This is a genomic window from Nocardiopsis sp. NPDC055879 (assembly GCF_053615935.1).
This window is the reverse complement of sequence record NZ_JBSHCT010000003.1, coordinates 258,721-280,563: the sequence shown is the minus strand read 5'-3', so window position 1 is coordinate 280,563 and position 21,843 is coordinate 258,721. Positions and strand designations below refer to the sequence as shown.

19 protein-coding genes are annotated in these 21,843 nt (G+C 69.9%); 13 read left to right on the top strand and 6 right to left on the bottom strand.

What is annotated here, in order from left to right:
- Positions 1–215: 215 nt before the first annotated feature.
- The gene (locus tag ACWGKS_RS05290; RefSeq protein WP_358516282.1) at positions 216–1,007 is read right to left on the bottom strand and encodes a class I SAM-dependent methyltransferase; all 792 of its coding nucleotides are present in this window, start codon (positions 1,005–1,007) and stop codon (positions 216–218) included.
- Positions 1,008–1,282: 275 nt separating this feature from the next.
- Here ACWGKS_RS05290 and ACWGKS_RS05285 point away from each other — a divergent pair, with 275 nt between their 5' ends.
- The 7 genes from ACWGKS_RS05285 (at position 1,283) to ACWGKS_RS05255 (ending at position 10,959) form a co-directional block, all read left to right on the top strand.
- Positions 1,283–1,888 carry a hypothetical protein gene (locus ACWGKS_RS05285; protein WP_452521810.1) on the top strand — a complete coding sequence of 202 codons (606 nt, stop codon included), beginning with the start codon at positions 1,283–1,285 and terminating at the stop codon, positions 1,886–1,888.
- Positions 1,885–3,051 (top strand): PrsW family intramembrane metalloprotease, encoded by a 1,167-nt coding sequence (locus ACWGKS_RS05280; RefSeq protein WP_358516338.1) that lies wholly within the window; start codon positions 1,885–1,887, stop codon positions 3,049–3,051. Before ACWGKS_RS05285 ends, ACWGKS_RS05280 begins: the two co-directional genes overlap by 4 nt.
- A gap of 285 nt (positions 3,052–3,336) precedes the next feature.
- On the top strand, positions 3,337–7,218 hold the full coding sequence (fxsT, locus tag ACWGKS_RS05275) for an FxSxx-COOH system tetratricopeptide repeat protein (protein WP_452521808.1): 3,882 nt from the start codon (positions 3,337–3,339) through the stop codon (positions 7,216–7,218).
- Positions 7,219–7,232: 14 nt separating this feature from the next.
- Positions 7,233–8,237 carry a TIR domain-containing protein gene (locus ACWGKS_RS05270; RefSeq protein ID WP_358514997.1) on the top strand — a complete coding sequence of 335 codons (1,005 nt, stop codon included), beginning with the start codon at positions 7,233–7,235 and terminating at the stop codon, positions 8,235–8,237.
- On the top strand, positions 8,234–9,316 hold the full coding sequence (locus ACWGKS_RS05265; RefSeq protein WP_358515000.1) for a hypothetical protein: 1,083 nt from the start codon (positions 8,234–8,236) through the stop codon (positions 9,314–9,316). Before ACWGKS_RS05270 ends, ACWGKS_RS05265 begins: the two co-directional genes overlap by 4 nt.
- Before the next feature lie 101 nt (positions 9,317–9,417).
- Positions 9,418–9,972, top strand: coding sequence for a TOPRIM nucleotidyl transferase/hydrolase domain-containing protein (locus ACWGKS_RS05260; protein WP_358515003.1), 555 nt, complete (start codon positions 9,418–9,420; stop codon positions 9,970–9,972).
- Between the two features lie 39 nt (positions 9,973–10,011).
- On the top strand, positions 10,012–10,959 hold the full coding sequence (locus tag ACWGKS_RS05255) for an FkbM family methyltransferase (RefSeq protein WP_358515006.1): 948 nt from the start codon (positions 10,012–10,014) through the stop codon (positions 10,957–10,959).
- Positions 10,960–11,022: 63 nt separating this feature from the next.
- On the opposite strand, the gene ACWGKS_RS05250 is transcribed toward ACWGKS_RS05255, so the two are convergent.
- Together ACWGKS_RS05250 and ACWGKS_RS05245 are read right to left on the bottom strand one after the other, a co-directional pair.
- Positions 11,023–12,042, bottom strand: a complete 1,020-nt coding sequence (locus ACWGKS_RS05250; RefSeq protein WP_358515009.1) for an SMP-30/gluconolactonase/LRE family protein — start codon at positions 12,040–12,042, stop codon at positions 11,023–11,025.
- Positions 12,039–13,871, bottom strand: a complete 1,833-nt coding sequence (locus ACWGKS_RS05245) for a flavin-containing monooxygenase (protein WP_358515011.1) — start codon at positions 13,869–13,871, stop codon at positions 12,039–12,041. Before ACWGKS_RS05245 ends, ACWGKS_RS05250 begins: the two co-directional genes overlap by 4 nt.
- A gap of 189 nt (positions 13,872–14,060) precedes the next feature.
- On the opposite strand from ACWGKS_RS05245, the gene ACWGKS_RS05240 reads away from it, so the two are divergent.
- The 6 genes from ACWGKS_RS05240 (at position 14,061) to ACWGKS_RS05215 (ending at position 18,944) form a co-directional block, all read left to right on the top strand.
- The gene (locus ACWGKS_RS05240; protein ID WP_358515014.1) at positions 14,061–14,537 is read left to right on the top strand and encodes a MarR family winged helix-turn-helix transcriptional regulator; all 477 of its coding nucleotides are present in this window, start codon (positions 14,061–14,063) and stop codon (positions 14,535–14,537) included.
- A 107-nt stretch (positions 14,538–14,644) separates the two neighbouring features.
- Positions 14,645–15,325, top strand: a complete 681-nt coding sequence (locus ACWGKS_RS05235; protein WP_358515017.1) for a response regulator transcription factor — start codon at positions 14,645–14,647, stop codon at positions 15,323–15,325.
- Positions 15,326–15,447: 122 nt separating this feature from the next.
- On the top strand, positions 15,448–16,689 hold the full coding sequence (locus ACWGKS_RS05230) for a cytochrome P450 (protein WP_452521804.1): 1,242 nt from the start codon (positions 15,448–15,450) through the stop codon (positions 16,687–16,689).
- Positions 16,686–16,925: a ferredoxin gene (locus ACWGKS_RS05225; RefSeq protein WP_452456889.1), complete on the top strand. Its 240-nt coding sequence runs from the start codon at positions 16,686–16,688 to the stop codon at positions 16,923–16,925. The genes ACWGKS_RS05230 and ACWGKS_RS05225 overlap by 4 nt, the downstream gene beginning before the upstream one ends.
- The gene (locus ACWGKS_RS05220; RefSeq protein ID WP_452521801.1) at positions 16,922–18,112 is read left to right on the top strand and encodes an NAD(P)/FAD-dependent oxidoreductase; all 1,191 of its coding nucleotides are present in this window, start codon (positions 16,922–16,924) and stop codon (positions 18,110–18,112) included. The genes ACWGKS_RS05225 and ACWGKS_RS05220 overlap by 4 nt, the downstream gene beginning before the upstream one ends.
- Position 18,113: 1 nt before the next feature.
- Positions 18,114–18,944 carry an SDR family oxidoreductase gene (locus tag ACWGKS_RS05215; protein ID WP_452521799.1) on the top strand — a complete coding sequence of 277 codons (831 nt, stop codon included), beginning with the start codon at positions 18,114–18,116 and terminating at the stop codon, positions 18,942–18,944.
- 64 nt (positions 18,945–19,008) lie between these two features.
- Here the strand turns inward: ACWGKS_RS05215 and ACWGKS_RS05210 are convergent, their stop codons facing one another.
- The 3 genes from ACWGKS_RS05210 to ACWGKS_RS05200 form a co-directional block, all read right to left on the bottom strand.
- Positions 19,009–19,803 carry an SAM-dependent methyltransferase gene (locus tag ACWGKS_RS05210; protein ID WP_452521798.1) on the bottom strand — a complete coding sequence of 265 codons (795 nt, stop codon included), beginning with the start codon at positions 19,801–19,803 and terminating at the stop codon, positions 19,009–19,011.
- Between the two features lie 31 nt (positions 19,804–19,834).
- Positions 19,835–21,298: a nitronate monooxygenase gene (locus ACWGKS_RS05205; RefSeq protein WP_452521796.1), complete on the bottom strand. Its 1,464-nt coding sequence runs from the start codon at positions 21,296–21,298 to the stop codon at positions 19,835–19,837.
- Between the two features lie 116 nt (positions 21,299–21,414).
- Positions 21,415–21,780 carry a cupin domain-containing protein gene (locus ACWGKS_RS05200; RefSeq protein ID WP_358515037.1) on the bottom strand — a complete coding sequence of 122 codons (366 nt, stop codon included), beginning with the start codon at positions 21,778–21,780 and terminating at the stop codon, positions 21,415–21,417.
- Between the last annotated feature and the right edge of the window lie 63 nt (positions 21,781–21,843).

Below are 21,843 nucleotides of genomic sequence, written 5' to 3'. Positions count from 1 at the left end.
CCTTTCGCGAGTGGCTCGTCACTGAGAGTGTCGAACCGGGGGATATGGGGGATTCATCCCTTTGACTCGCGAAATCCGGTTTCGGATGACGACCAGGACACCTCAAGGTCGTTTAAAGACCGGTTCGGGACCGAACCGCGACAATGGGCACCCGATTCTCACCCGTGGTGATCATGATGGAACCGAGTGCCATCGAAGACCATGTCCCTCCCCGCTCACTCCTGGAGGTCGGGGCGGGTCACCCGGATCTTGGACTGCCCGTGCGGGAGCCTCTCCCAGTCGTCCATGAAACGCGCGCGGAGCCCGTGCTTCTCGGCCAACGCGACGAGGGTCTCGGTGCGGTAGTAGAAGTCCTCGCGCAGCACGTGGTGCTCGGTGCCCTCGGTGCGGTCGAAGGTGAAGTCGAAGAAGCCGCCCGGCGCGAGGATCCGTTCCACGTGGGCCAGGGCCTCGTCGATGACCTCCGGCGGCGAGTGCGAGAAGACGCTGTGCGCGTGGACGACGTCGAAGTGCTTGGAGGGCAGGAAGTCGAAGGTCAGGTCCTGGGTGATGGTCAGGTGCGGGAGCTTGTGCTGCAGGCCGCGCTCGGCCAGGACCTTCTTCGCGGACATGAGGATGTCCGGGGAGATGTCGATTCCGTAGTAACCGCCCGGGTCCAGGTGGCCGATGAACCGCCAGCCGGCGCGCAGGTTCCCACAACCGATGTCGAGCATGCGGTGGCCGGGCTCCAACCCGTGTCCGAGCAGGTACTCGAACTGCATCCGCCCCAGCGCCAGCCACCGCTCCTCGTTACGACTGCCGACCGCGGCCTTGGGGTCGCGGGCGGCGTCGGAGGCCATGACGGCGCGGTAGTAGGAGACGTGGTCGCGGTGGGTCAGGCGCAGGCGCAGGTCGCGCATGGAACGACGCACGTACGGCCCCACCTTGGCGGGGTTGCGCAGTGCGTAACGGATTCGGTGACCAAGGGAGGAACGGTCCCTGGTGAGGGCGTCGGTCTTCTTCGACATCGGCTCGCGTTGGCCTTCGGTTTCGGGGGTGCTTTCGGGCGTTGGCATCCCATCATGTTCGCGTCGACATGCCAAGGGGGCGTGCGGCGCGTTCCCGGGGTCGCCACCACGAATTCTCACTCGGGCCACTCCCCTCGGGCTCGACGTGCGGGTCTTCCCCGGCCCGAGATTCGGTGAAATCGTCGCAAACGTACGCCAAGCACCGGTTTCTTCCACTGTTGAGGCCCCGCTCGATGCTTCGCTGGTGAACACACACCGCACAGCGAGGGGGCACGATGGTGGAGGAGAGCGCGACGCTTCGACACGCGAGGCCGCGCGGACCGCGCGGCGGATGGTTCCCCCTGGGGATCGCCGTCGCCGCGATCGCGATCCTGGTCGGCGGGTGGGCCGCGGTGAACACCGTCCTGCCCGCCACCACGCCCGTGAAGTCCGGGCACAGCATGGTGATCGCCACCGGTTCCGGGTACCAGGCGAAACTGACCTTCGCCGACGGGTGGGAGCTGCACCCGGGTTCCAGTAGCGCCGGGCAGCAGTACCAGTTCGGCAATGGGCCGGTACGGCTACGGGTCACCGTGGTCACCCCGCCCGAGAGGTCGTCGGAGACCGCGCTGTGGGAGGGCATGCGCGAGGTCGTTCGGGTGGGCGACCCCTCCGCGAGCCTCACCGATCCCCGTCCGGTGACCGCCGAGTCTGGTGCCGAGGGCCTGACCGGGACCCTGCACAGCAACGAGGACGTCGGCACCGCGACCCTCTTCCCCTCCCCGAACGGAGGCTTCGCCGTGGAGTCCGTGGCCGTCGGCGAGGGCAGCGGAGGCGATCTGGCCGACGCGGAGAAGCTCCTCCAGTCCATCAGGTTCGACCGAACGGGAGGAGGGGCATGAGCCACGCACGTCCCGAACCCGAGATCCCGTCAAGGAAGGAAAGGAAGGACGCGCACGTGCCCCCTCCCCGCGATTCGGGTCAAGGTCGAGAGGGCGTCGAAGGGTTGCCCGTCCCACATGAGGATTCTTCTCGGCGCCGGAGTCTCCCACGTCTGGTCACCGCGGTCGTGTTCGGACTGTTGTGCCTGGCCGGGTTCGCGATCATGGTCAACGGCCTCCTCGGGGCCGTACTGGTGTTCTTCGGAGAGGCGGTGCTGTCGGCGCTGGCACTCACCGTGGTCGGCGTCATCGGTTTCTGGTTGCTGCGCCGTATCCGTCCGGTGCGGCCACCGTCGATGACCTTCTCGCTCCTGGCCCTGCTCTGGGGCATGACCGCCGCCGTGGGACTCGCGCTGATCGCCAACAGCAACCTGATGACGATCTGGAACACCCTCGGCGGACTGTCGTTCGGTGAGGCCTGGGGCGCGGCGTTGAGCGCCCCGGTCAACGAGGAACTGATCAAGGTCGCCGGGGTCGTCCTCATCGCCGTCATGGCGCCGCGCGTGTTGCGCGGGCCCGTGGACGGTTTCGTGATCGGCGCCTTGGTGGGTCTGGGCTTCCAACTGGTGGAGGACTTCACCTACACGATGAACGTGATCCCCATGACGGGCGGCATCGACGGACCCGCCGCGGTGCTCCAGACCCTCCTGCTGCGGGTGGGGATCACCGGTCTGGGTTCGCACTGGGCCATGTCGGCGGTGGCGGGCACCGCGGTCGGCCTGATGGTCGCGGCGTCGTGGCGACCCGGTCGACGACACGGGTCGCGGGCGGCCCTACTGCTCTTGGCCGCGATGGGCGTGCACTGGCTCTTCGACTCCCCGATCCTGGGAGGAGTCACCGGAACCGTGCTCAAGTCCCTGTTGGTGTTCCTGATGGCGGTGACCGTCTACTTCGTCGTGCGGCACACCTACCGATCCCGGGTCCGTCGGGCCCTGGCCGAGGAGGGCGAGGAGCTGGGGATGCGCCGTTCCGCCGCGATGGCCCTGGCCGACCGACGCGGGCGCGGCAGGGAACTGCGCCACGTGGCGCACCCGGAGCGGCCGGCGGTGGCGCGCCGGCAGGAACGGCTGGTGGATTTCGCCGAGGATCGGGCCTCGGAGCACCGCGTCCCGTTCCGGGAGTGACCGGGAGTGAGTGGACACGGGTGGGCCCTTGGCACGACGCCGGGGGCCCACTTTTTTCTTCTCCCTTTCTTCTCCGGACAAATAGGGACAACAAACATCCCACACGCCACATGATTCCCATCCTTTTCTTCCTCCCCTTCTTCGAGATCTCGTTCCGATACACACTGGATTCTCCGGTCGCGAAAATGGGAACACCCCTACCCCGCCCGAAATACCCAGGAGAAAGTGACCGAACACCCTTGGCCCGCCCGACGAGAAACGGATATGGGAAATCCCGGAGCCGCGTTGACCAGTAAAGAAAACGGGGAGACGAACTCCAGTGGTCGGATCCTCGTGTTCCACTCCCCCCTGTCCGGAAGCAGCTGCACCACGTCCCTGGCCAATATCGCCTGGAACATCGCCAGTACCGGACGCAGCGTCCTGCTCGTGGACTTTCACCTGCGCGATCCGGAGCTGCGGGAGTACTTCGCGCCGCTGTTCACCCTGCGCGGCGAGCCCCAACACGGGATCGTCGACATGGTCACCGAGATCATGGCCCAGACCCAGGTTCCGGGCGCCGACCCGGCCCAGGTGTGCCGCCAGGGCACCGAGCTGCACCACCGCATCGACCGCCTGAGCCGATGGACGGTGATCCCCGGGGTCCCCGAGGGGGAGATCGGTTACCTGGGTCCCGGCGGACGCGACCCCGAACAACGGATCCTGCTACAGAACATCCACAACGCGCGCTTCGCGACCAGCCCGTCGGCCCGACACTTCCTGCGCGCGCTGCGCACCCGCCTGCTGCACAGCGGTTTCGACTACGTGCTGGTGGACACCGCCCCCGGCAACGGCCTCTTCGGACGCCAGTGCGCCACACTCCTGGCCGACCAGGTCGTGCTGTGCCTTCCCCTGAACCAGAACGCCGTCACCAAGGCCGTGGGGATCACCGCCGACCTACGGGCCGAGGCACCCCACGTTCCCGTCCACCCGGTGCTGACCAGGGTCGACCAGGACCTGCCCGAGTTGGCCGCCCACCTGGACTCCACCTACGCCCGGTTCGCCCCCTACGTCGAGGTACCCGAGGACGACCCGTGGCGGTACTGGGGGCGGGCCGAGATCCCCTACAAGGCGGCCATCGCCGAACGTCGCACCCTGGCTGCCTTCCTGGAACGGACCAGGACGCCCAACTCCCTGTTCCACTCCTACGAGCGCCTGACCTCCCTGCTCACCGACGGCGACGTCCCCCGAGGACGCCACCTGACCCAGGAGCAGACCGAACAGGTCCAGCTGGTCTTCGAGCAGATCCGGCACGGGACGGTCACGTCGGTGGTCCTGGTGGCCGACCCCCGTGACCGGGTGTGGGTCGACTGGGTCGGCGCCCAACTGGAGTGGGTCGGCATCCGGGTGGTCCGGCCCAGGAGCGACCCGGACGCGCCACCGCACGCGCCGGCCAACAGCGTCGTCACGGTTCTGGTCTCCGCCCACCTGCGCGGATCCCCCGCCATGGACGTCCTGGCACGGCTCCTGGAACGAGAACAGGACCACGGCGCCAACGGCGCGCACCGGGTGCTCGGGGTGACCATCGGGGAGGGCGCCCCGCCCGACGACTTCCCCGAGGCGGAGTGGCTCAACCTGCGCATCCGCGAGGAACGGGACTCCCGCCGCGCACTCCTGGCCCGGTTCGATCCGGCCTTCGACAGCCGCCGTTCACTGGGGCCCGAACACGGACCGCGCTACCCCGGCGAGCCCAACCCCGAGCGGATCAACAACGCGCCCAGTGGCAACCCGAACTTCAGCGGCCGCGAGGGGCACCTGGAGCGGATCCGCGACCTGCTCGGCCAGGGGATGGAGGACAAACCACCGGTGGTGCTGGTGGGCATGCAGGGCAGTGGCAAGTCGGAGATCGTGCGCGAGTTCGTCCGACGCTTCCGCAGCGACTACGACCTCATCCGGTGGATCTCCGCCGACCGGTCGGAGAAGGTCGAGGCCTCCCTGACCGACCTGGCGCCCGAACTGAACCGGCGCGCCCCCGACGACCCGGGCGACCCCGACCGGCGGATCGAGGGCCCGGAGCACGTGCTGGACGCACTGCGCCGGGGCCGACCGGTGCACCGTTGGCTGCTGGTCTACGACAACGCCGGGCCGCCCGGCGACCTGGACGCGCTCATCCCGCACGACCACGGGCACGTCATCGTCACCTCCTACCACCGGGACTGGGAGACCTACGGGCACCGGCGCTGCCTGCAAGTGGGACCCTTCACCGAGAAGGAGGTCGTGGAGCTCTTCGACGACCGGTACCCGGAGGTGGACACCTCCACCGCGCTCGGCCTCTCCCGACGCCTGGGTCACCTGCCCGCCCTGCTGCACCGCGCCCTGGAGTGGCTGAACTCCGCCCAACGGCGCGACGACGGGGTCCGGGCGGTGACCGAGTACGTGCGGTTGCTCGACGAGCGCGAACCGTCCGTCACCCGGGGCGAGGGCTCGTTCGAGGAACGGTTGAGCGGTTCGCTGGCCCTGGACGAGATCGAGGGCTACCACCCGGCGAGTCTGTGCCTGATCCGACTGGTCTCGCACCTGTCCCCGGACGGCATCCCCGAAGACCTACTGCGTTCGCCGCACGCCGCCGCCGAGTACGGCGAGGCCGACCCCCGATACCGCAGCGGACTGATCAACTTCAACCACATCCACTACCAGCTCACCCGGGTGCTGCTGCTCCACCACGACCGGCACCTGAAGACGTTCTCGGTGCACCCGGCCGTGCAGGAGGTGGTCCGCGACCGCGTCCCCGAGGGCGAGCGCGACCGGTTCCGGGAGGCGGCCCGTCTGCTGTTGGCGGCCTACGCGCCGCACGACGAGGAGGCCGACGACACCCGGCACGATCACCGGTACGAACACCTGCGCTGGCACATCGTCCCCTCCGGCGCCGACCGCAGCGCCCACGACGACGTGCGCCGGTGGTTGGTCAACCAGGTGCGCTACCACTACAGGCGCAGCGAGTTCGGGGCCGCGTTGCGCCTGGGCGCGCCGTTGTTGGAGACCTGGACCGACTCCTTCGGCGAAAGCGACCAGCTCCGGCTCCGGCTGGCCACCCAGTTGGCCAACGTCCACCGGTCGCGTGGCGATCACCGCGCGGCGGATCGGCTCAACAGCAGGACCCTCGCCCTGCAGTTGGAGGTGCTGGGCGAGGCGCATCCGTTCACCCTGTTGACCCGGCGCGGGATGGGTTCGGACCTGCGCGCCCTCGGCCGCTTCCAGGAGGCCCTGCTCCACGACCGCAAGACCTACGACGCCTACCTCGACGACCGCGGGCCCGACCACCAGCACACCCTGCTGGCCGAACACAACCTGGCGTTGTCGCTGGCCGCGGCCGGTGAGTACGGCCCCGCCCTGGAGAACGCCGCCCACGCGTTCCGGGGCGCGCGGGAACTGCTGCCCCAAGGACATCCGCACACGTGGATCCTGTCCTCGGCCGCCGCGACCTACCGGCGCCGGATGGGCGAATACGTGATCGCCCAGCGCCAGATCCATCAGGCCGCCTACCTGCTGCGTCGTACCGTCGGGGAGTTGTCCTCGCACACCCTGCACGCCCGCAAGGAGTTGGCGGTCACCGAACGCCTGGTCGGCGAATCCGATCAGGCGTTGCGCCGGATCCTTCGGACCAGGGAACTGCACCTGAACGAGTACGGCGAGGACCACCCGCGGAGTCTGGCGATGGGTCTGGAACTGGCCGCCTGCCTGGCCGCCGACGACCGTTTCGAACCGGCCTGGCGGCGGGCGGAGTCCTGCGTGGACGGGTACGAACGGACCTTCGGCGAACGGCACCCGTTCACCCTCGTGGCCCGATCCAACCTGGCCGCCTACGCCTGCCGGGCCGGCGAGGCCGAGCACGCCGCCGAACAGGCGCGGCTGGCCCACGAAGGGCTGGCGCAGGACGACCAGGTGGGGCCACGGCACCCCCTCACCCTGGGCGCGGCCGTCAACCGGGCCAACACCCTGGTGGCCACCGGTGAGATCACCGAGGCGGTCGCACTGGACGTGCGAACCCAGGAGACCCTGCGCGAGCGCTTCGGCCCACAGCACCCGCACTCCGAGATCGCCTTCGCCAACTACCTCAACAGCTCCGCCCGGCACACCGGTGACCCGTTCAGCGCACGTGCCCACATCGATTTGGAGGTACCGGAGATCTGAGTACTCACGAGGCCATGGGCAAGGGCGCCCCCGAACGTCCCGGCACCTTCTTCACCAGCTACGGCGGCCGTAAGGCGGACCGGGCGGAGGTGCTGCGTTTCCACGCCGACCTGGAGCGGGCGGTGCGGCTGCACACCGACGACCACGCCACGGGGCTCAGCGGCCCCTCCCTGGAACAGGGCGGCAGATGGCGCGAGGAGCTGCTGAAGCACTGCGCGACCGCCGCCACGATGGTGGTGCTGTTGAGCGAGACCCAACTCGACAGTGAGTGGTGCGCGCGGGAGTGGGGTGTGTTCGAGGAACGTCTGCGCCGCTTCCGGTCGAACGGCTCGGTGAACGGGGAGGCGGCCCAGCCGCTGCTTCCGTTGGTGTGGACCCCGCTGATCGGCCCGTTGCCGATCGCGGTCCGAGGACGACAGCGACTGGACTGGGTGGAGCCGGTCGGGCACGCCGACCGAGGTGTGCTGGACCTGATGTACACCTCCCCGGACGACTACCGGGCACTGTGTTTTCGGGTCGGTGGGTTGGTGGCCCGGGCCGCGGCCACTCCCCTGCCGCCCCTTCCGTTGGACGAGGCCGCCTCGGTACGCCCGGCGTGGGACGCGCGGGCGCGGGCGAAGAAGGGGGGCGACCCCGGCCTCCGCACGAAGGAGTGTGTCCTTGAGGAAATCGAGCCGGGGGATCCGTTGAGGCGCCGGGTGGCGCACGTGTTGTCCCATGTACCCGGCCTGGACGAGGAACACCTGTGGCGGGCCTTCCTGAGCAGGCTCGGCGAGCTGCGCGGCGGCCGGGCCCAGAACCCCCTCCATTGGCCGGTCACCGAACCGAGGTTCGATCGGGTGAGCCGGCTCGTGGAGCACCTCTCGCACCAACACCGTTCCGAGGACACCATCGCCTGGCTCTCCCAGGCCGTGCGCGAGACCACCGGGATCGACCACGTGGCCGACGCCTTGGCGAGCCTGGACCCCGACCCCGTTCCCGGTCCGGACCCCGAAGCGGAAAGGAGCCTCGAACCTTGAGCACGCCCTCCCCCGATTCCGCCGCCTCCTCGGACCGGCGTCCCCGGATCGCCGTGGTCGGCAGCCTGGACTCCCGGCGCGAGTACGACCCGCCGCTGCGCGACCTGGACCGAGCACGCGCGGCCTGCCACGAGCTGGGGCGCGCGCTGGCCCTGGCCTCCTTCGACCTGGTGGTGTTCTCAGACCGCGACCACTACGCGGAGACGCTCGTGGTGCGCGGATACGCGGCGGCGGGCACCCCGCGGGGCCGGGTACTGGCTCACCAGGCACGGCACCAGGAGTACGCGCCGGAGCTGCCCGAGGGGGTGTCGGTACGGATCACGACGGTGCGCGACATCGGTGAGGAGTGGGAGGTCCCCTTCTATCGGACCCTGTTGGAGACGGACGGGGTGATCCTGGTCGGCGGCGGACGGACGACCAGGGTGGCGGGGATCCTGGCGTTGGCGCGGGACATCCCGGTCGTCGCCTTGGCCGCCTTCGGTGGCGGGGCCCGGCAGGTGTGGGCCGACCTGCCCCGTTCGGGGGAGCACGTCCTGGAAGCGGACGTGAACGTGCTCGGCGAGCCGTGGTCCACCGGGTCGGCGGAGCGCGTCGTGGGAGTGCTGCGCGCGCAGGTGGGGCGGCGGGCCGCGAGCCGGCGACGGAAGCGGCGTTCACGACGGCTGGACCGGTGGGCGGAGTCGGGCGGGCTCCTCGCGTCGATCCTGCTGCTGGTGGCCGCGCTCGCCTCGATCGTGTTCGTGCCCGGGCCCGGACCGGCCGGGACCGCCACCCTGGCGCTGCTGCTCGGCGCACCGATGTGCGCGGCGGTCTCCGGCGGGCTGATCCGCGACTCGTTCGGGGCCTCTCCCACGGTGCTGCGGGCCTGCGCGCGCGGATTGGGCGCGGGGGTGGTGACCGTCCTGACCTACGTGGCGGCGCAGCTGCTGACCGCGCCGGAGCTGTTGGCGGACCTGGACGCGCGGCGGCTGCTGTTCTTCGTGGTGCCGATGGGGTTCGCCGCGGGTTTCACCTTCGATCTGGTCTTCGATCGCCTGCGTCGCACCGATCCGAAGGAGACCGTGTCCCCACCGCCCTGACCCGCGCGGGGTCGAGGTCGGCCTGTCCCTGCCCTTCCCACGGAGGCGACCGAACGGGCCTGAGCGAGTACGCCGGCCGTACCCTTCGTAGGGTGACGGGTATGGGACCACTCCACCGAGCGCGGACCGCGATCCTGGTCGAGGGCGACAGCGATCGGGCGGCCCTGGCCGCCCTCGCCGAGCGACGCGGCCTGGACCTGGCAGCGCGGGGCACCACCATCCTGTCCATGGGCGGGGCCACCAACATCGGCCGGTTCATACAGCGGTTGGGGCCACCCGGGCCGGGTCTGCGCTTGGCCGGGCTCTACGACGTCGGCGAGGAGAGCCACTTCCGAAGCGCTTTGGAGAAGGCCGGCCTGGGCGGTGATCCGACGGAGCACGGTTTCCACGTGTGCGTGGCCGACCTGGAGGACGAACTGATCCGGGCGCACGGGATCGCCGGGGTGGAACGGGTCGTGACGGCCCAGGGCGACCTGCGCACCTTGCGCACCTTCCGCAACCAGCCCGCCCAACGCGATCGCGCGCCCGAACAACAGCTGCGTCGCTTCCTGGGAACCACCGCCGGCCGCAAGATCCACTACGCCCGGGCCTTGGTGGAGACACTGTCGGCAACGAATATCCCCGAACCGCTCGACAGAACCCTCGACCACGCGTAATGTCCGAGACCACCACTCACAGTGACCACTGGGAAAACCATGCCGACGCTACGCCGCCGACTACTCGACCTGTTGAGCCGCCGGGTCAACGTGCACGACCTCGGTCCGGGGGCCGCCGTGCTCGAACGCCGCGGCGACTACCGGGTCACCCCGGCCGGGCCACGCTCCTGGCTGGTCACCCGAGGTGAGAGCGGCCACCGCCCCATCGTTCCGCCCCAGGGTTGGACCCGAACCCCCCTGGGACCGGGCGCGGAACTACTCGCCCGTGAGTCCATGGGCGACGCCGACGAACTCGCGCTGCACAAGAGGGCACAGAACCACCTGGGCACCCGACACGTGGTCTCCGTCCTGCGGCACTACCGGGTCGACTGCGTCTTCGATGTGGGCGCCAATATCGGTCAGTACGGCCGTAGCCTGCGCGCACACGGCTATCGGGGTCGGATCGTCTCCTTCGAACCGGTCCCCGACATGGTGGCGAAGCTGCGCGCCGTGGCCGCCGAGGACCCCGACTGGCAGGTTCACGAGATGGCTTTGGGCCGTGAGGACGGCACCGCCGAGATCAACGTCGTGCCGGGGTCGATGAGTTCGTTGTTGGGCGCCAGCGAGTTCGGCAACACCCGGTACAAGCGCTTTCAGAAGACGCACACCCAGAAGATCGACCTGCGCCGCCTGGACGGCCTCATGGACGAGGCACTCGCCGGGATCGACAACCCGCGTCCCTACCTGAAGATGGACACCCAGGGCTTCGACCTGGAGGCCTACGCGGGCGCGGGCAAGCGGATCGGGGAATTCGTGGGTCTACAGTCCGAGGTGGCCCTGATGCAGATCTACGAGGGCATGCCCCGCATGGCCGAGGCCATCGCCGTGTACGAGGCGGACGGTTTCGAGGTGACCGGCATGTACCCGGTCACCCGTGAGGAGAGCACCGGCCGCGTGCTGGAGTTCGACTGCGTCATGGTCCGCGCCGAGTCCCTCTCCCAGGACTGACGCCCGACCCGACCCGGTAACGCAGGAATAGCGTAAGAGCGTTACCGGATCGAGGGGCGGGGATCAGCCGCCGTTGGACTGCCGGATACCCTCGCCGAGCGCGTCGAAGGTGTAGACGAACCCACCGTCCGCGCCGCTCACCGTCATGTAGGCGTCGGTCGTCCCGGGTTCGATGGCCACGTTGGTGGCCGTGTCCAGACCGGAGGCCGCCTCCTCGGGCACGTTCACCGTGGCCAGATGCTCACCGGTCGAGGAGTACACGAAGATCCGGGGTTGGCCGTGGACGGCCTGGTAGAGGTTGCCGTCGGCGTCGACCGCGATGGAATCGATCCGGCTGGTACCACCGTCGAAGTGGATGGCCGCGTGCGAGGTCAGCACCTGCGTGCCGTCCTCGTTCAGCTCATAGTGGTCGACCCGGTTGGCCCCGTACAACCCCACCCACAGGCCCGAGTGGTCCGGGGTGAAGGCGATCCCGTTGGGCGCGGGCAGGTCCTCGGACAGCACGGTCGCCTCGGCCGTCTCCCCGTCGATCCGGACCACCCTGCCCCGTTCCTCCCAGGCGGGGGCGTCGAAGCCGGCGGAGTCACTGACGTACATGTTCCCGGCCTCATCGAAGGTGAGGTCGTCCGGGTTCATCGGTTCGCCATCGACGTCACCGGAGAAGAAGACCTCGAGGTCCTCCCCCTCCGCGGTCATGGAGACGATCCCGCCCCCGGCGAAGTCGGTCAGGTACAGGCGGTCGTCGAGCGGGCCGAACTGGGCGGAGGTGTACGCGCCGGTGTCGTCGGTGAAGACCGTGGACACCTCCTCGGTGTCGGTGTCCACCCGCAGCACCTTGGGTTCCCCCGCGGGCGTGGGCACGTCGACGACGAGCAGGCCCCCGTCGGGGGCGAAGACGGGCCCTTCCAGGAGTGTCATGCCGGTCTCCTCGTGCACCGAGGTCACCTGCGTCAGGAGTTCGGCCGTGAGTTCGCCCTCCCCCGCGGTCTCCTGTCCGGTCGCCTCCGGTTCCGGGTCCGAGCACCCTGCCACCGTTCCCACCAGGAGGAGCGCGGCGAACGCGCGGGTCGTGATCGCCCTCATCGGTCGCTCACCTGCGACGCCGGGACCAGGACCTCGTCCATGCGGGTGTTCCGCCACTCGCGCAGGATCCGGTGGAAGGCCACCGGCCCCGGGCCGAAGGAGTTGCTCCTGCCCGTGCCGGCACCCTCGCGGTTGTAGTAACCGGGTGTGCACTCGGCCTGGAAATCGGAGTTGTCGTGGGCGCTCTCCCTCACCACGCGCCCCCATTCCTCGGCCGCCTCCAAGGAGGGTTCGACCGTCTCCGCCCCGACCTTGCGCGCCCCTTCGATGACGGCCGCGATGTGCTCGGCCTGCTCCAGCAGGATGTGCGCGAAGTTGACCGAGTTGGCGTTCTGCAACGACCCCAGGTGGAAGAGGTTCGGGAACCCCGGACTGTAGAAGCCGTGCAGGGTCTTGGGGCCACGACTCCACGTGGCGAGGAGGTCCTGGCCGTTCCGTCCGCGCACCGGCAGGGCACCGGACAGCACCCCCGAAACACCCACCTCGAACCCGGTGGCGAAGACGACGCAGTCGACCGGGTAGGCGGTCTCGCCGACCACGATCGCGTCCTCGGTCATGCGGGTGATGCCGCCGTGGTCGGCGGTGTCCACGAGGGTGACGTCGGGGCGGTTGAACGTCTGGAGATAGTGGTCGCTGAAGCAGGGCCGCTTGCACATGTACCGGTACCAGGGCTTGAGCCTCTCGGCCGTGGCCGGGTCCTGGACGACCTCGTCCACACGGGCGCGAATCCGGTTCATGGTGCGGGCGTCGGCGATCTCGTCCAGGCGCTCGCGCTCTTGCGCGCAGACGCCGGTGTCCAGCGCACCGGAGATCATCTTGCGCTGGAGCCGGGCCGTCGCGGTCCAGCCGTCCTTGGTCAGGTCGGTCTCGACCGGTTCACCGGAGACGACCGCCAGGAAGTTCTCCATGCGCTCGCGCTGCCAGCCCGGTCGCAGGGAGGCCGACCACTCCTCGTCGGTGGGTCGGTTGTCGCGCACGTCCACCGAGGAGGGGGTGCGCTGGAAGACGTACAGGTGCTCCGCGTCGCGGCCCAGGTGCGGGATGACCTGCACCCCGGTCGCCCCGGTGCCCACCACCGCGACCTTCTTGTCGGCGAGGCCGACGAGGCCACCGTCCGGGTCTCCCGCGGTGTAGCCGTAGTCCCAGCGGCTGGTGTGGAAGGTGTGGCCCCGGAAGTTCTCGATGCCCGGGATCCCGGGGAGTTTGGGACGGCTGAGGGTGCCCGAGGAGGTGATGACGTAGCGGGCGCGCATGTGGTCGCCCCGGTCGGTGGCCACCTCCCACACGCCCTCGTCCTCGTTCCAGTCCATCGAGGTCGCGCGGGTGTGGAACAGCGCGTCCCGGTACAGGCCGAAGGTCTCGGCGATGGCCACGGCGTGCCGGCGGATCTCCTCGCCGGGGGCGTAACGCCACTTCGGGACGTAGCCGACCTCCTCCAACAAGGGCATGTAGGAGTAGGACTCGATGTCGCAGTGGATACCGGGGTAACGGTTCCAGTACCAGGTGCCGCCGAAGTCACCGGCCTCGTCCATCATCCGGATCGACTCGACGCCGACCTGCCGGAGCCGGGCCCCGGTGGTGAGCCCGCCGAAGCCGCCGCCGATCACGAGCACCTCCACCGTGTCGTTCACGGGTTCGCGTTCGACGCGGGGAGTGTAGGGGTCGGTGGCGTAGTAGCCGAACTCGCCCGTGGTGGGCCGGTACTGGCCGGTGCCGTCGGGGCGGATCCGGCGTTCCCGCTCCAGTGCGTACCGTTCGCGGAGGGATTCCAGATCGACGTCCTGGTCAGGGGTTTCCTGGCTCTGCGTCGCTTCGGAGGGTGCGCTCATGGCCGTCCTCATTCGATGGTCGACGTGTCACCGTGGGTGCGCGAACACGTCGCCGATGGCGGATGTGCCGCAGGGATTTGTCACTCACCGTCACTACGTGTGGAGAATCTGTGCGCGACGAAGGTTAGCATGATGCTAAGCATTATTGGTATCGAGCGTCACGCGCATCGGGCGCCCTATCATTGCGACATGCCGCATGAGGGTGTTGAACAGGACGAACACGAGCGGGAGCACCTCCTGCACGAGATCGAGCGCCTGAACGGGCAGATGGAGGAGGCCGTACTGGCCAACCTCCTGCAGTACCTGATCAAGATGAGCCTGACCATCCCGCAGCTTCGGGTGCTGATGCTCCTGGTCACCTCGGGGAAGGGCGCGACAGGAAGGGACCTGGCCGCCTCCTTCGGTGTATCGATGGCGTCGATGTCCACCATGCTCGACCGGCTCGTCTCCCAGGGCGTGGCCGCGCGCACCCTGGACCCCGACGACCACCGGGTCCGCCGCGTGCACGCCACCCCCCTGGGGACCTCGGTCGTGCGTCGCCTGCTGGTGACCCGCCCCTTCCGCTCCGACATCCTCGTCCGGCTCCGGGTCGAGGACCTGCGCGCCCTGGAACAGGGGTTCCGTGCGGTCAGCGAACAGATCGCGCTGATGGACGACACGGAATGACCATCCGACCGCGCTCCCGCGACCGTAAGTGATCGTACGAGGACTCGGCGCTCGCTATGGTCTTGCGTGATCCTTCCTTCCCGAATCTCCTCACACGGGGGCGGTACATGCGCCGTGGCAACGGTGAGCACATCCTTGTGGTCGCTCGCGACCCTGAGGTCGTGGACGTCCTGTGCCCGACACTCGAACTGGCCGGATACGGGGTGGACGTCATCGACACCGGCGACGCCGCCATCGATCGCATGGGGCGTGGCGGCCTGGACCTCGTCCTCGTGGACACGACGCTTCCGGACCTGCCGGAGATCCCGCGGCGACGCCGTGGCGTCGGTGGACCACCGGTGTTGTTCATGGTGAGCGAGAGGTTCCTCGACACCGTGCTGCCCGAGGTCGGACTGAGCGGGGAGGACTACATCGCCGATCCCGTCCGGGTCCCCGAACTCCTCGCGCGGGTGTGGCTGCTGATCCGCGGGCGGAGCGCGGGCCGCTCCGAACCCCTGCTCCGTTACGGCGACCTGATCCTGGACGACACCTCGTGTCGGGCCCACCGAGGAGAGCGCGAACTGGACCTCACCCCCGCCGAGTACCGACTACTGCGCTACCTGATGGTCAACTCCGGCAGGGTGCTGTCCAAGGAGCACATCGCCGACCACCTCTGGGGCGAACTCCGTGGGGACAACGCGATCGAACGGCTCGTCTCGCGGCTACGCCGCAAGGTGGACGGGGACGGGCCGAACCTGATCCGCACCCACCGGGGCTTCGGCTACGCGCTCGAAGGCCGGGACCGCTGAGCCCCACCCCGCGCGCTCGCGCCCGGCAGTGATCCACCTCACGTCAGCCTCCCGTCAGGTTCGTGTCCGCCCGACGTCAGGCCTCCTTGGTTGCCTCATCGAAAAGCGACCAGAGGAGACGTATGACCGACACCGCCACCCCGCGGGGCGACGCATCCGCGCGATCGGTGACCGAGTACCCCGCGGCCAGGCAGGAGGGTTGTCCGTTCAGCCCCGCTCCGCAGCTGCGTGCGCTGACCGAGCGGGAACCGGTGGCCAGGGTTCGGATCTGGGACGGGAGCACCCCGTGGTTGGTGACCCGGCACGCCGACCAGCGAGCCCTGCTCACCGATCCCAGGCTGAGCATCGACGAGAAGCTGCCGAACTACCCCCACATGACCCGGGGTCGGGCCGAGATCGCACCGCACCTGCCGGAGCTGATCACCAACACCGACGCCCCGGAGCACACCCGGCTGCGCCGTCTGGTCAACCTGCCCTTCACGGTCAAGCGTGTCGAGGCGCTGCGCCCGACCATCCAGCGGCTGCTCGACGGACTGATCGACGACCTGTTGGCCGGCCCCAGGCCCGCCGACCTGGTCACCGCGATCAGCCTTCCGGTCCCGACCCTGGTCATCACCGCGCTCCTGGGCGTGCCCTACGCCGACCACGAGTTCTTCCACCGCCACAGCACCGTCGGGGTCAGCCACACCTCCACCCCCGAGGAGGTGCGGGCCTCCAACGCGGCGCTGTCCGGATACCTGGGCGAGCTGTTGGACGAAAAGAGGACGGACCCGGCGGACGACGTGCTCTCGGAGATGGCCGGGCACGTCAACGAGGGCCGGATGACCCGCGAGGAGGCCGTGATCATGGGATCGGCCATCCTCATCGCCGGACACGAGACCAGCGCCAACATGATCTCGCTGGGCACGCTCCTGCTGCTGCGAAACCCGGAACAGTTGGAGGTGCTGCGCACCACCGAGGACCCCAAGGTCGTGGCCGGCGCGGTCGAGGAGCTGCTGCGGTACCTGACGATCGTGCACACGGGGATCCGTCGGGTCGCGCTGGAGGACATCGAGGTCGGCGGGCAGGTCATTCCGGCCGGGGACGGCGTCATCTTCGACCTGGCCACCGCCGACTGGGACGCCGAGGCGTTCCCGGAGCCCGACACCCTCGACCTCTCCCGGCCGGCCCGCAAGCACCATGCCTTCGGTTACGGGGCCCATCAGTGTCTGGGCCAGACACTGGCCCGGGTCGAACTCCAGGCCGTGTTCGGCACCCTGTTCCGGCGTGTCCCCACCCTGAACCTGGCGGTGCCGTTCGAGGAGGTCGACTTCGCCTTCGAGGGCGTGGCCTACGGCCTGCGCTCCCTGCCCGTCACCTGGTGACACACGAGCACACCGAACAACGAGAAAGCGAGAGCACCATGCGAGTGGAACTGGACGAACCCAAGTGCGTGGCGTCGGGGCAGTGCGTCGTGGAAGCACCCGACGTCTTCGACCAACGCGATGAGGACGGGGTCGCGGTCGTGCTCGACCCCCACCCGCCCGAGGAACTGTACGACCAGGTGAGCGAGGCCGTGGCGATCTGCCCGGCGGCGGCACTGCGACTGGTACGGGAATGAACCGCGTCGTCGTGGTCGGGGCCTCGGCGGCGGGGCTGGCCGCCGCCGAGACCCTGCGCCGGGAGGGCTTCGAAGGAGACGTCACCCTCATCGGGGACGAACCCCACGCGCCCTACGACAGGCCACCCCTGTCGAAGCAGATCCTGTCGCGCACGTGGCGGGAGGATCGGCTCCCACTCCGTTCCGACGAGGGCCTGTCGGCCCTGAACGTGGAACTGCGGCTCGGCACCAAGGCGATCGGGTTGGACACCCACGCCCGCACCGTGAAGATCGCCTCCGGGGAGGCACTCCCCTACGACGGGCTGATCGTCGCCACCGGGGTCCGGCCGCGCGCGCTGCCCACCGCGCGCGGCCACCTCCTGCGCACCCTCGACGACGCCCTGAACCTGCGGTCCCGGCTGGAACCGGGACGCCACCTCCTGGTGATCGGCGCGGGGTTCCTCGGTGCCGAGGCCGCCGCCTCGGCACGGGGTATCGGCTGCCGGGTCACCCTGGTCGAACCGGCGCCCGTCCCCCTGGCCCACGCCGTGGGCGAGGACGTGGGACGGATGCTCTCGACGCTGCACTTGGAGCACGGTGTGGAGCTGCGCACCGGGACCGGCGTGGCGGAGGTGACCGACGACGGGGTGCGGCTGGTGGGCGGCGAGGTGATCGAGGCCGACGAGGTGCTGGTCGGCGTGGGTTCGGTGCCCAACACGGACTGGTTGGAGGACAGCGGGCTGCGCTTGGACGACGGCCTGGTGTGCGACGAGTACTGCTCGGCCACACCGGGTGTGTACGCGGCGGGCGACGTCGCCCGCTGGCACAACCCGCTCTTCGGTGTTTCCATGCGCGTGGAACACCGCACGCACGCGGCCGAACAGGGCATGGCCGCCGCCCGGAACCTGCTCCGCGGTTCCCAGGGGCGACCGTTCGCCCCGGTGCCCTATTTCTGGTCCGACCAGTACGACGTGAGGCTCCAGGCGTACGGATACCTACGCGGTCACGACGAGGCCGCCCTGGTCGAGGGGAACCTCGACGAGCGCCGGTTCATCGTCGCCTACCGCACCGGTGACCGGCTGTCCGGGGTGATCGCCGCGGGGGTTTCGCCCAGGACCCTGCGGTCGTGGCGCCAAGCCATCGCACGAGGCGCGGCCTGGGACGAGAGTCCCTCGACCCCGTCCGAACCGACGAGAGGGGTGGCCTGAGATGGCGCTGTCCGACGAACCCGAGGTGGTCATCGTCACCGGGATCGGTGGCATGGGCGAGGCGGTCGCGCGGCGTCTGGGCAACGGTCGCCGGTTGGTGCTCGCCGACCATTCACAGGACCGGCTGGACCGGGTCGTGGCCTCCCTGCGGGAGACGGGTTACGACGTCTTGGGCGTCCTCACGGACGTCTCCGACCGGTCCTCGGTGGAAGAGCTCGCCCGCGTGGCGCGGGGGGAGGGCGGGATCGTCTCGGTCGTGCACACCGCCGGTGTCTCCGCGGCCACCGCGACGGTGGAGGCGATCCTGCGTGTGGACCTGGTCGGCACCGCGCACGTCATCGACGTGTTCGAGACCGTGGCCTCGCGCGGAACATCCCTGATCTGCGTGGCCAGCATGGCGGGTCACCACGCCTCGCTGAGCGCCGAGGACGAGCACGCCCTGGCCACCGTTCCCACGGATGAGCTCCTGTCCCTGGACCCGGTGAGGTCCATCGACGACGGCGTCAGCGCCTACATCGTCGCCAAACGGGCCAACCAGGTTCGTGTCCAAGCGGCGGCCCTTGCGTGGAACCGTCGGGGCGCGAGACTGAACACCATCAGCCCGGGGGTGATCGCCACCCCCATGGCGGCGGCCGAGGCCGAGTCCGCCACGGGGGACCACATGATGGAGATGTTGCGGGCCTGCGGCATCGGCCGCAGCGGCACCCCCGGTGAGATCGCCGAGGCCATCGCGTTCCTCTCCGGGCCCGACGCCCGGTACATCACCGGGACGGACCTGCTGGTGGACGGCGGCCAGGCGGCCTGGATCCGCCACCACCGCCCCACCGGATAGGGCCTATACCGCCCTCGTGAGCGCCCCGACACGCCTCGCCGCGCGTCGGGGCGCTCTCTCGGTCCTACCGCTTGCGGGCGAGGCCGCAGAACTCGTCCATCTCTCGGGCCCGTCCGACTTCGGGGGGTTCGGGGTGCCACAGGGGGCACGAGACCACGCCGGGCTCGACGAGTTCCAGGCCGTCGAACAGGGCGGTGATCCGCTCCGGGGTGCGCAGGTGGTAGACGGCCGAGCCCGCCTCGTTCCAGCGGCGCACCGCTTCCTCCATGCCCTCACCGGTCACGGCGCTGGTGCTGTGCACGATCGCCAGGTGGCTGCCCGGGGGCAACGCTTCCATGAGGTGGTCGATGATCCGCTTCGCCTCGGTGTCCTCGCCGACGAACGGCAGTACGCCGAACAGCGTGATCGCGACCGGGCGTTGCAGGTCCAGGGTCCGGGCCGCCTGCTCCAGGATCGCGGCCGGGTCGCGCAGGTCGGCGTGGACGTAGTCGGTCGCCCCTTCCGGGGTGCCGGCGAGCAGCGCGCGGGCGTACGCGAGCACGAGCGGGTCGTTGTCGACGTAGACCACCCGGGCGGCCGGGTTCGCCGCCTGGGCGACCTCGTGGGTGTTGTTCGCGGTCGGCAGGCCGGTCCCGATGTCCAGGAACTGGTCGATGCTCGCCTCCTCCACCAGGTGGGTGACCATGCGGACCAGGACCGCCCTGGTGGCGACGGCGATGTCGACGATCTCGGGCAGGACGGCGACGATCCCGTCGCCCGCCTCCCGGTCGACGGGGTAGTTGTCCTTGCCGCCCAGCCAATAGTTCCAGATCCGGGCGGAATGGGACTGTGAGGTGTCGATGGGGGGTGTGGAAGCCATGGGGACCGTTCTTCGGGGGGTCTGGTCCGGCTCATCCTAGGGGTGTTCGAGGGCGGCCCTCCTCCTTCGACAGCAGGTAGTCGACGACGTCGGCGGCGGAGAAGTCCGGGCCGGCGTGGCGCAGCAGTTCGGGGAGGAAGTCCAGGTCCTGTCCCAGGGTGAGCAGCGGTGGTTCGACGTAGCCACCGGGGCGGTGCTGGTGCAGGCCCACGTTGGCGGTCAAGGCGTTGCACAGACAGCGGCGCCCGTCGGTGTCCTCCTTCGCCCCGCCCTTTCGGACGTAGGCGTCGACGGGTTCGGCGGGGCAGCGGTAGCCGATCGTGCCGTTGTCCTTGCGGAACGGGGTACGCAGGAAACCGAGGTCGCACAGGCGGGGCCGCAGGGCGAACTCCCCCTCGTCAGAGAGGGTGTCCGGCACCCGGGCCACCTTGAACGGGAAGCCGGTGGGCGAGGCCAGGGGGTCGTTGCGCACCTGAAGGGTTCCGGCCTTCCCTCGGGTCAGGAACCCCTGCCGCAGACCGGGGGTCAGCCCCGATTCCCGGGCCAGCGCGAAGACGGTTCCGACCTGCACACCTGCCGCGCCCTCGTCCTTCGCCGCCGCCAGTCCCCTCGGTGTCGCCTGACCGCCCGCGAGCCAGAAGGGAAGTCCGAGCGCGGCGACCTTGGCGACGTCGATCGCGTCGCGCGGTCCGTACACCGGCTCGCCCTCCTCGCTGAGCCCGTTCCGGCGCCGTGGCGGGGCGCTGTGGCCGCCGGCCCGGTGGGTCTCCAGGACGAACCCGTCGGGCCGGGTGGCCGGGGAGCGGTGCAGGTACTGAGCCAGCACCGTGGAGGCGACGATCGCCAGGAAACGCGGTCGGGCCAGGCTTGGGGGCACGGGTCCGGCGAGGCCGGCCGGGTCGAAGGCGACGGTGTGCCGCTCCTGCGATCCCTCCACCGCGACCGTGAGTTCGGTGGCCGAGTGCGTGCTCAGGGCGTCGAGCAGCCCCGGGATCTCGCCGGGGATCCCCGCGCCCATCAGGACGTGGTCGACCCCCGCCAGCATCGCCCCGTAGGCGGCGGGTTGGGTCGCGAGTTGGATCTTCTCCATGTAGTTGACGCCGACTGGCCCGTCGTGGCCCTCCTTGGCCAGCCACACCTCGACGAAGTTGCCCGCGACCGTGAGTTCGTCACGGGCCCGGTTCGGGCGCAGGCCGAGTCGGGGCACCGGGCGGAACGGGCGGCCGGCCGGTATCCCACCGGGCACGAAGTACCGGTCCACGATCCGGGAGACGATGCCCTGGTCGGGGAAGTGGGACAGCGCTCGGCGCATGTCCCCGGCCGGGTCGCCGAGTTGGAGTCGGCGGGCGAGCTGGGCGTCGAGGGCGACCCCCGAGACCACGCCGAGTTGGCCGGTGCGCGCGACGGCGCGGGCGAGCCGCCATCCGGACACCCCGACCCCCATACCGCCCTGGATGACGGCGGGTAGTACGCCGGTGGTGGAACCGGTGGGCATGGCGGACACTCCTGTGGGTGAGGGCGGGTGGTCCGACCAGCTTCGAGCACACCGGCCCCGGGAACGAGGGGCCCTCCGTCCCCGTCACCGGATCGGAAGGTCCCCTCGTGCGTGGGTCACTTCTCCCCCGCGGGCTCCCTGCGCACGCTCAGCAGGAAGACGCTGTCCTCCAGGGCCGTCACGGAGTGGCGTTCGGGCGGGATCGGCACGATCTCCCCGCCGGTGAGCTCCCATTCGCGTCCATGTCCGTTCAGCCGGATCCTGCCGGTGAGCACCTGTAGCGTCGCCTCCGGCGGGCTTTCGTGCTCGGCCAGTTCGGTGTCCTTGAGCAGGGCCAACGCGGTCTGGCGCAACAGGGAGTCCCGGTCGCCGTACACCGTGGTCGCGGCACGGTGGGCGTGCGCCCCTCGTGCCTTCCCCAGCAGGTCCTCGGCCAGGGCTTTCAGGTCGATCGTGCCGTTCGGACTCGCGTGCTCGCTCATCGTGCCCCTTCCTCGGGCGCCGTCCCTCGGCACCCCGTCGTCACTCTCGGTCGCGACCGGAGT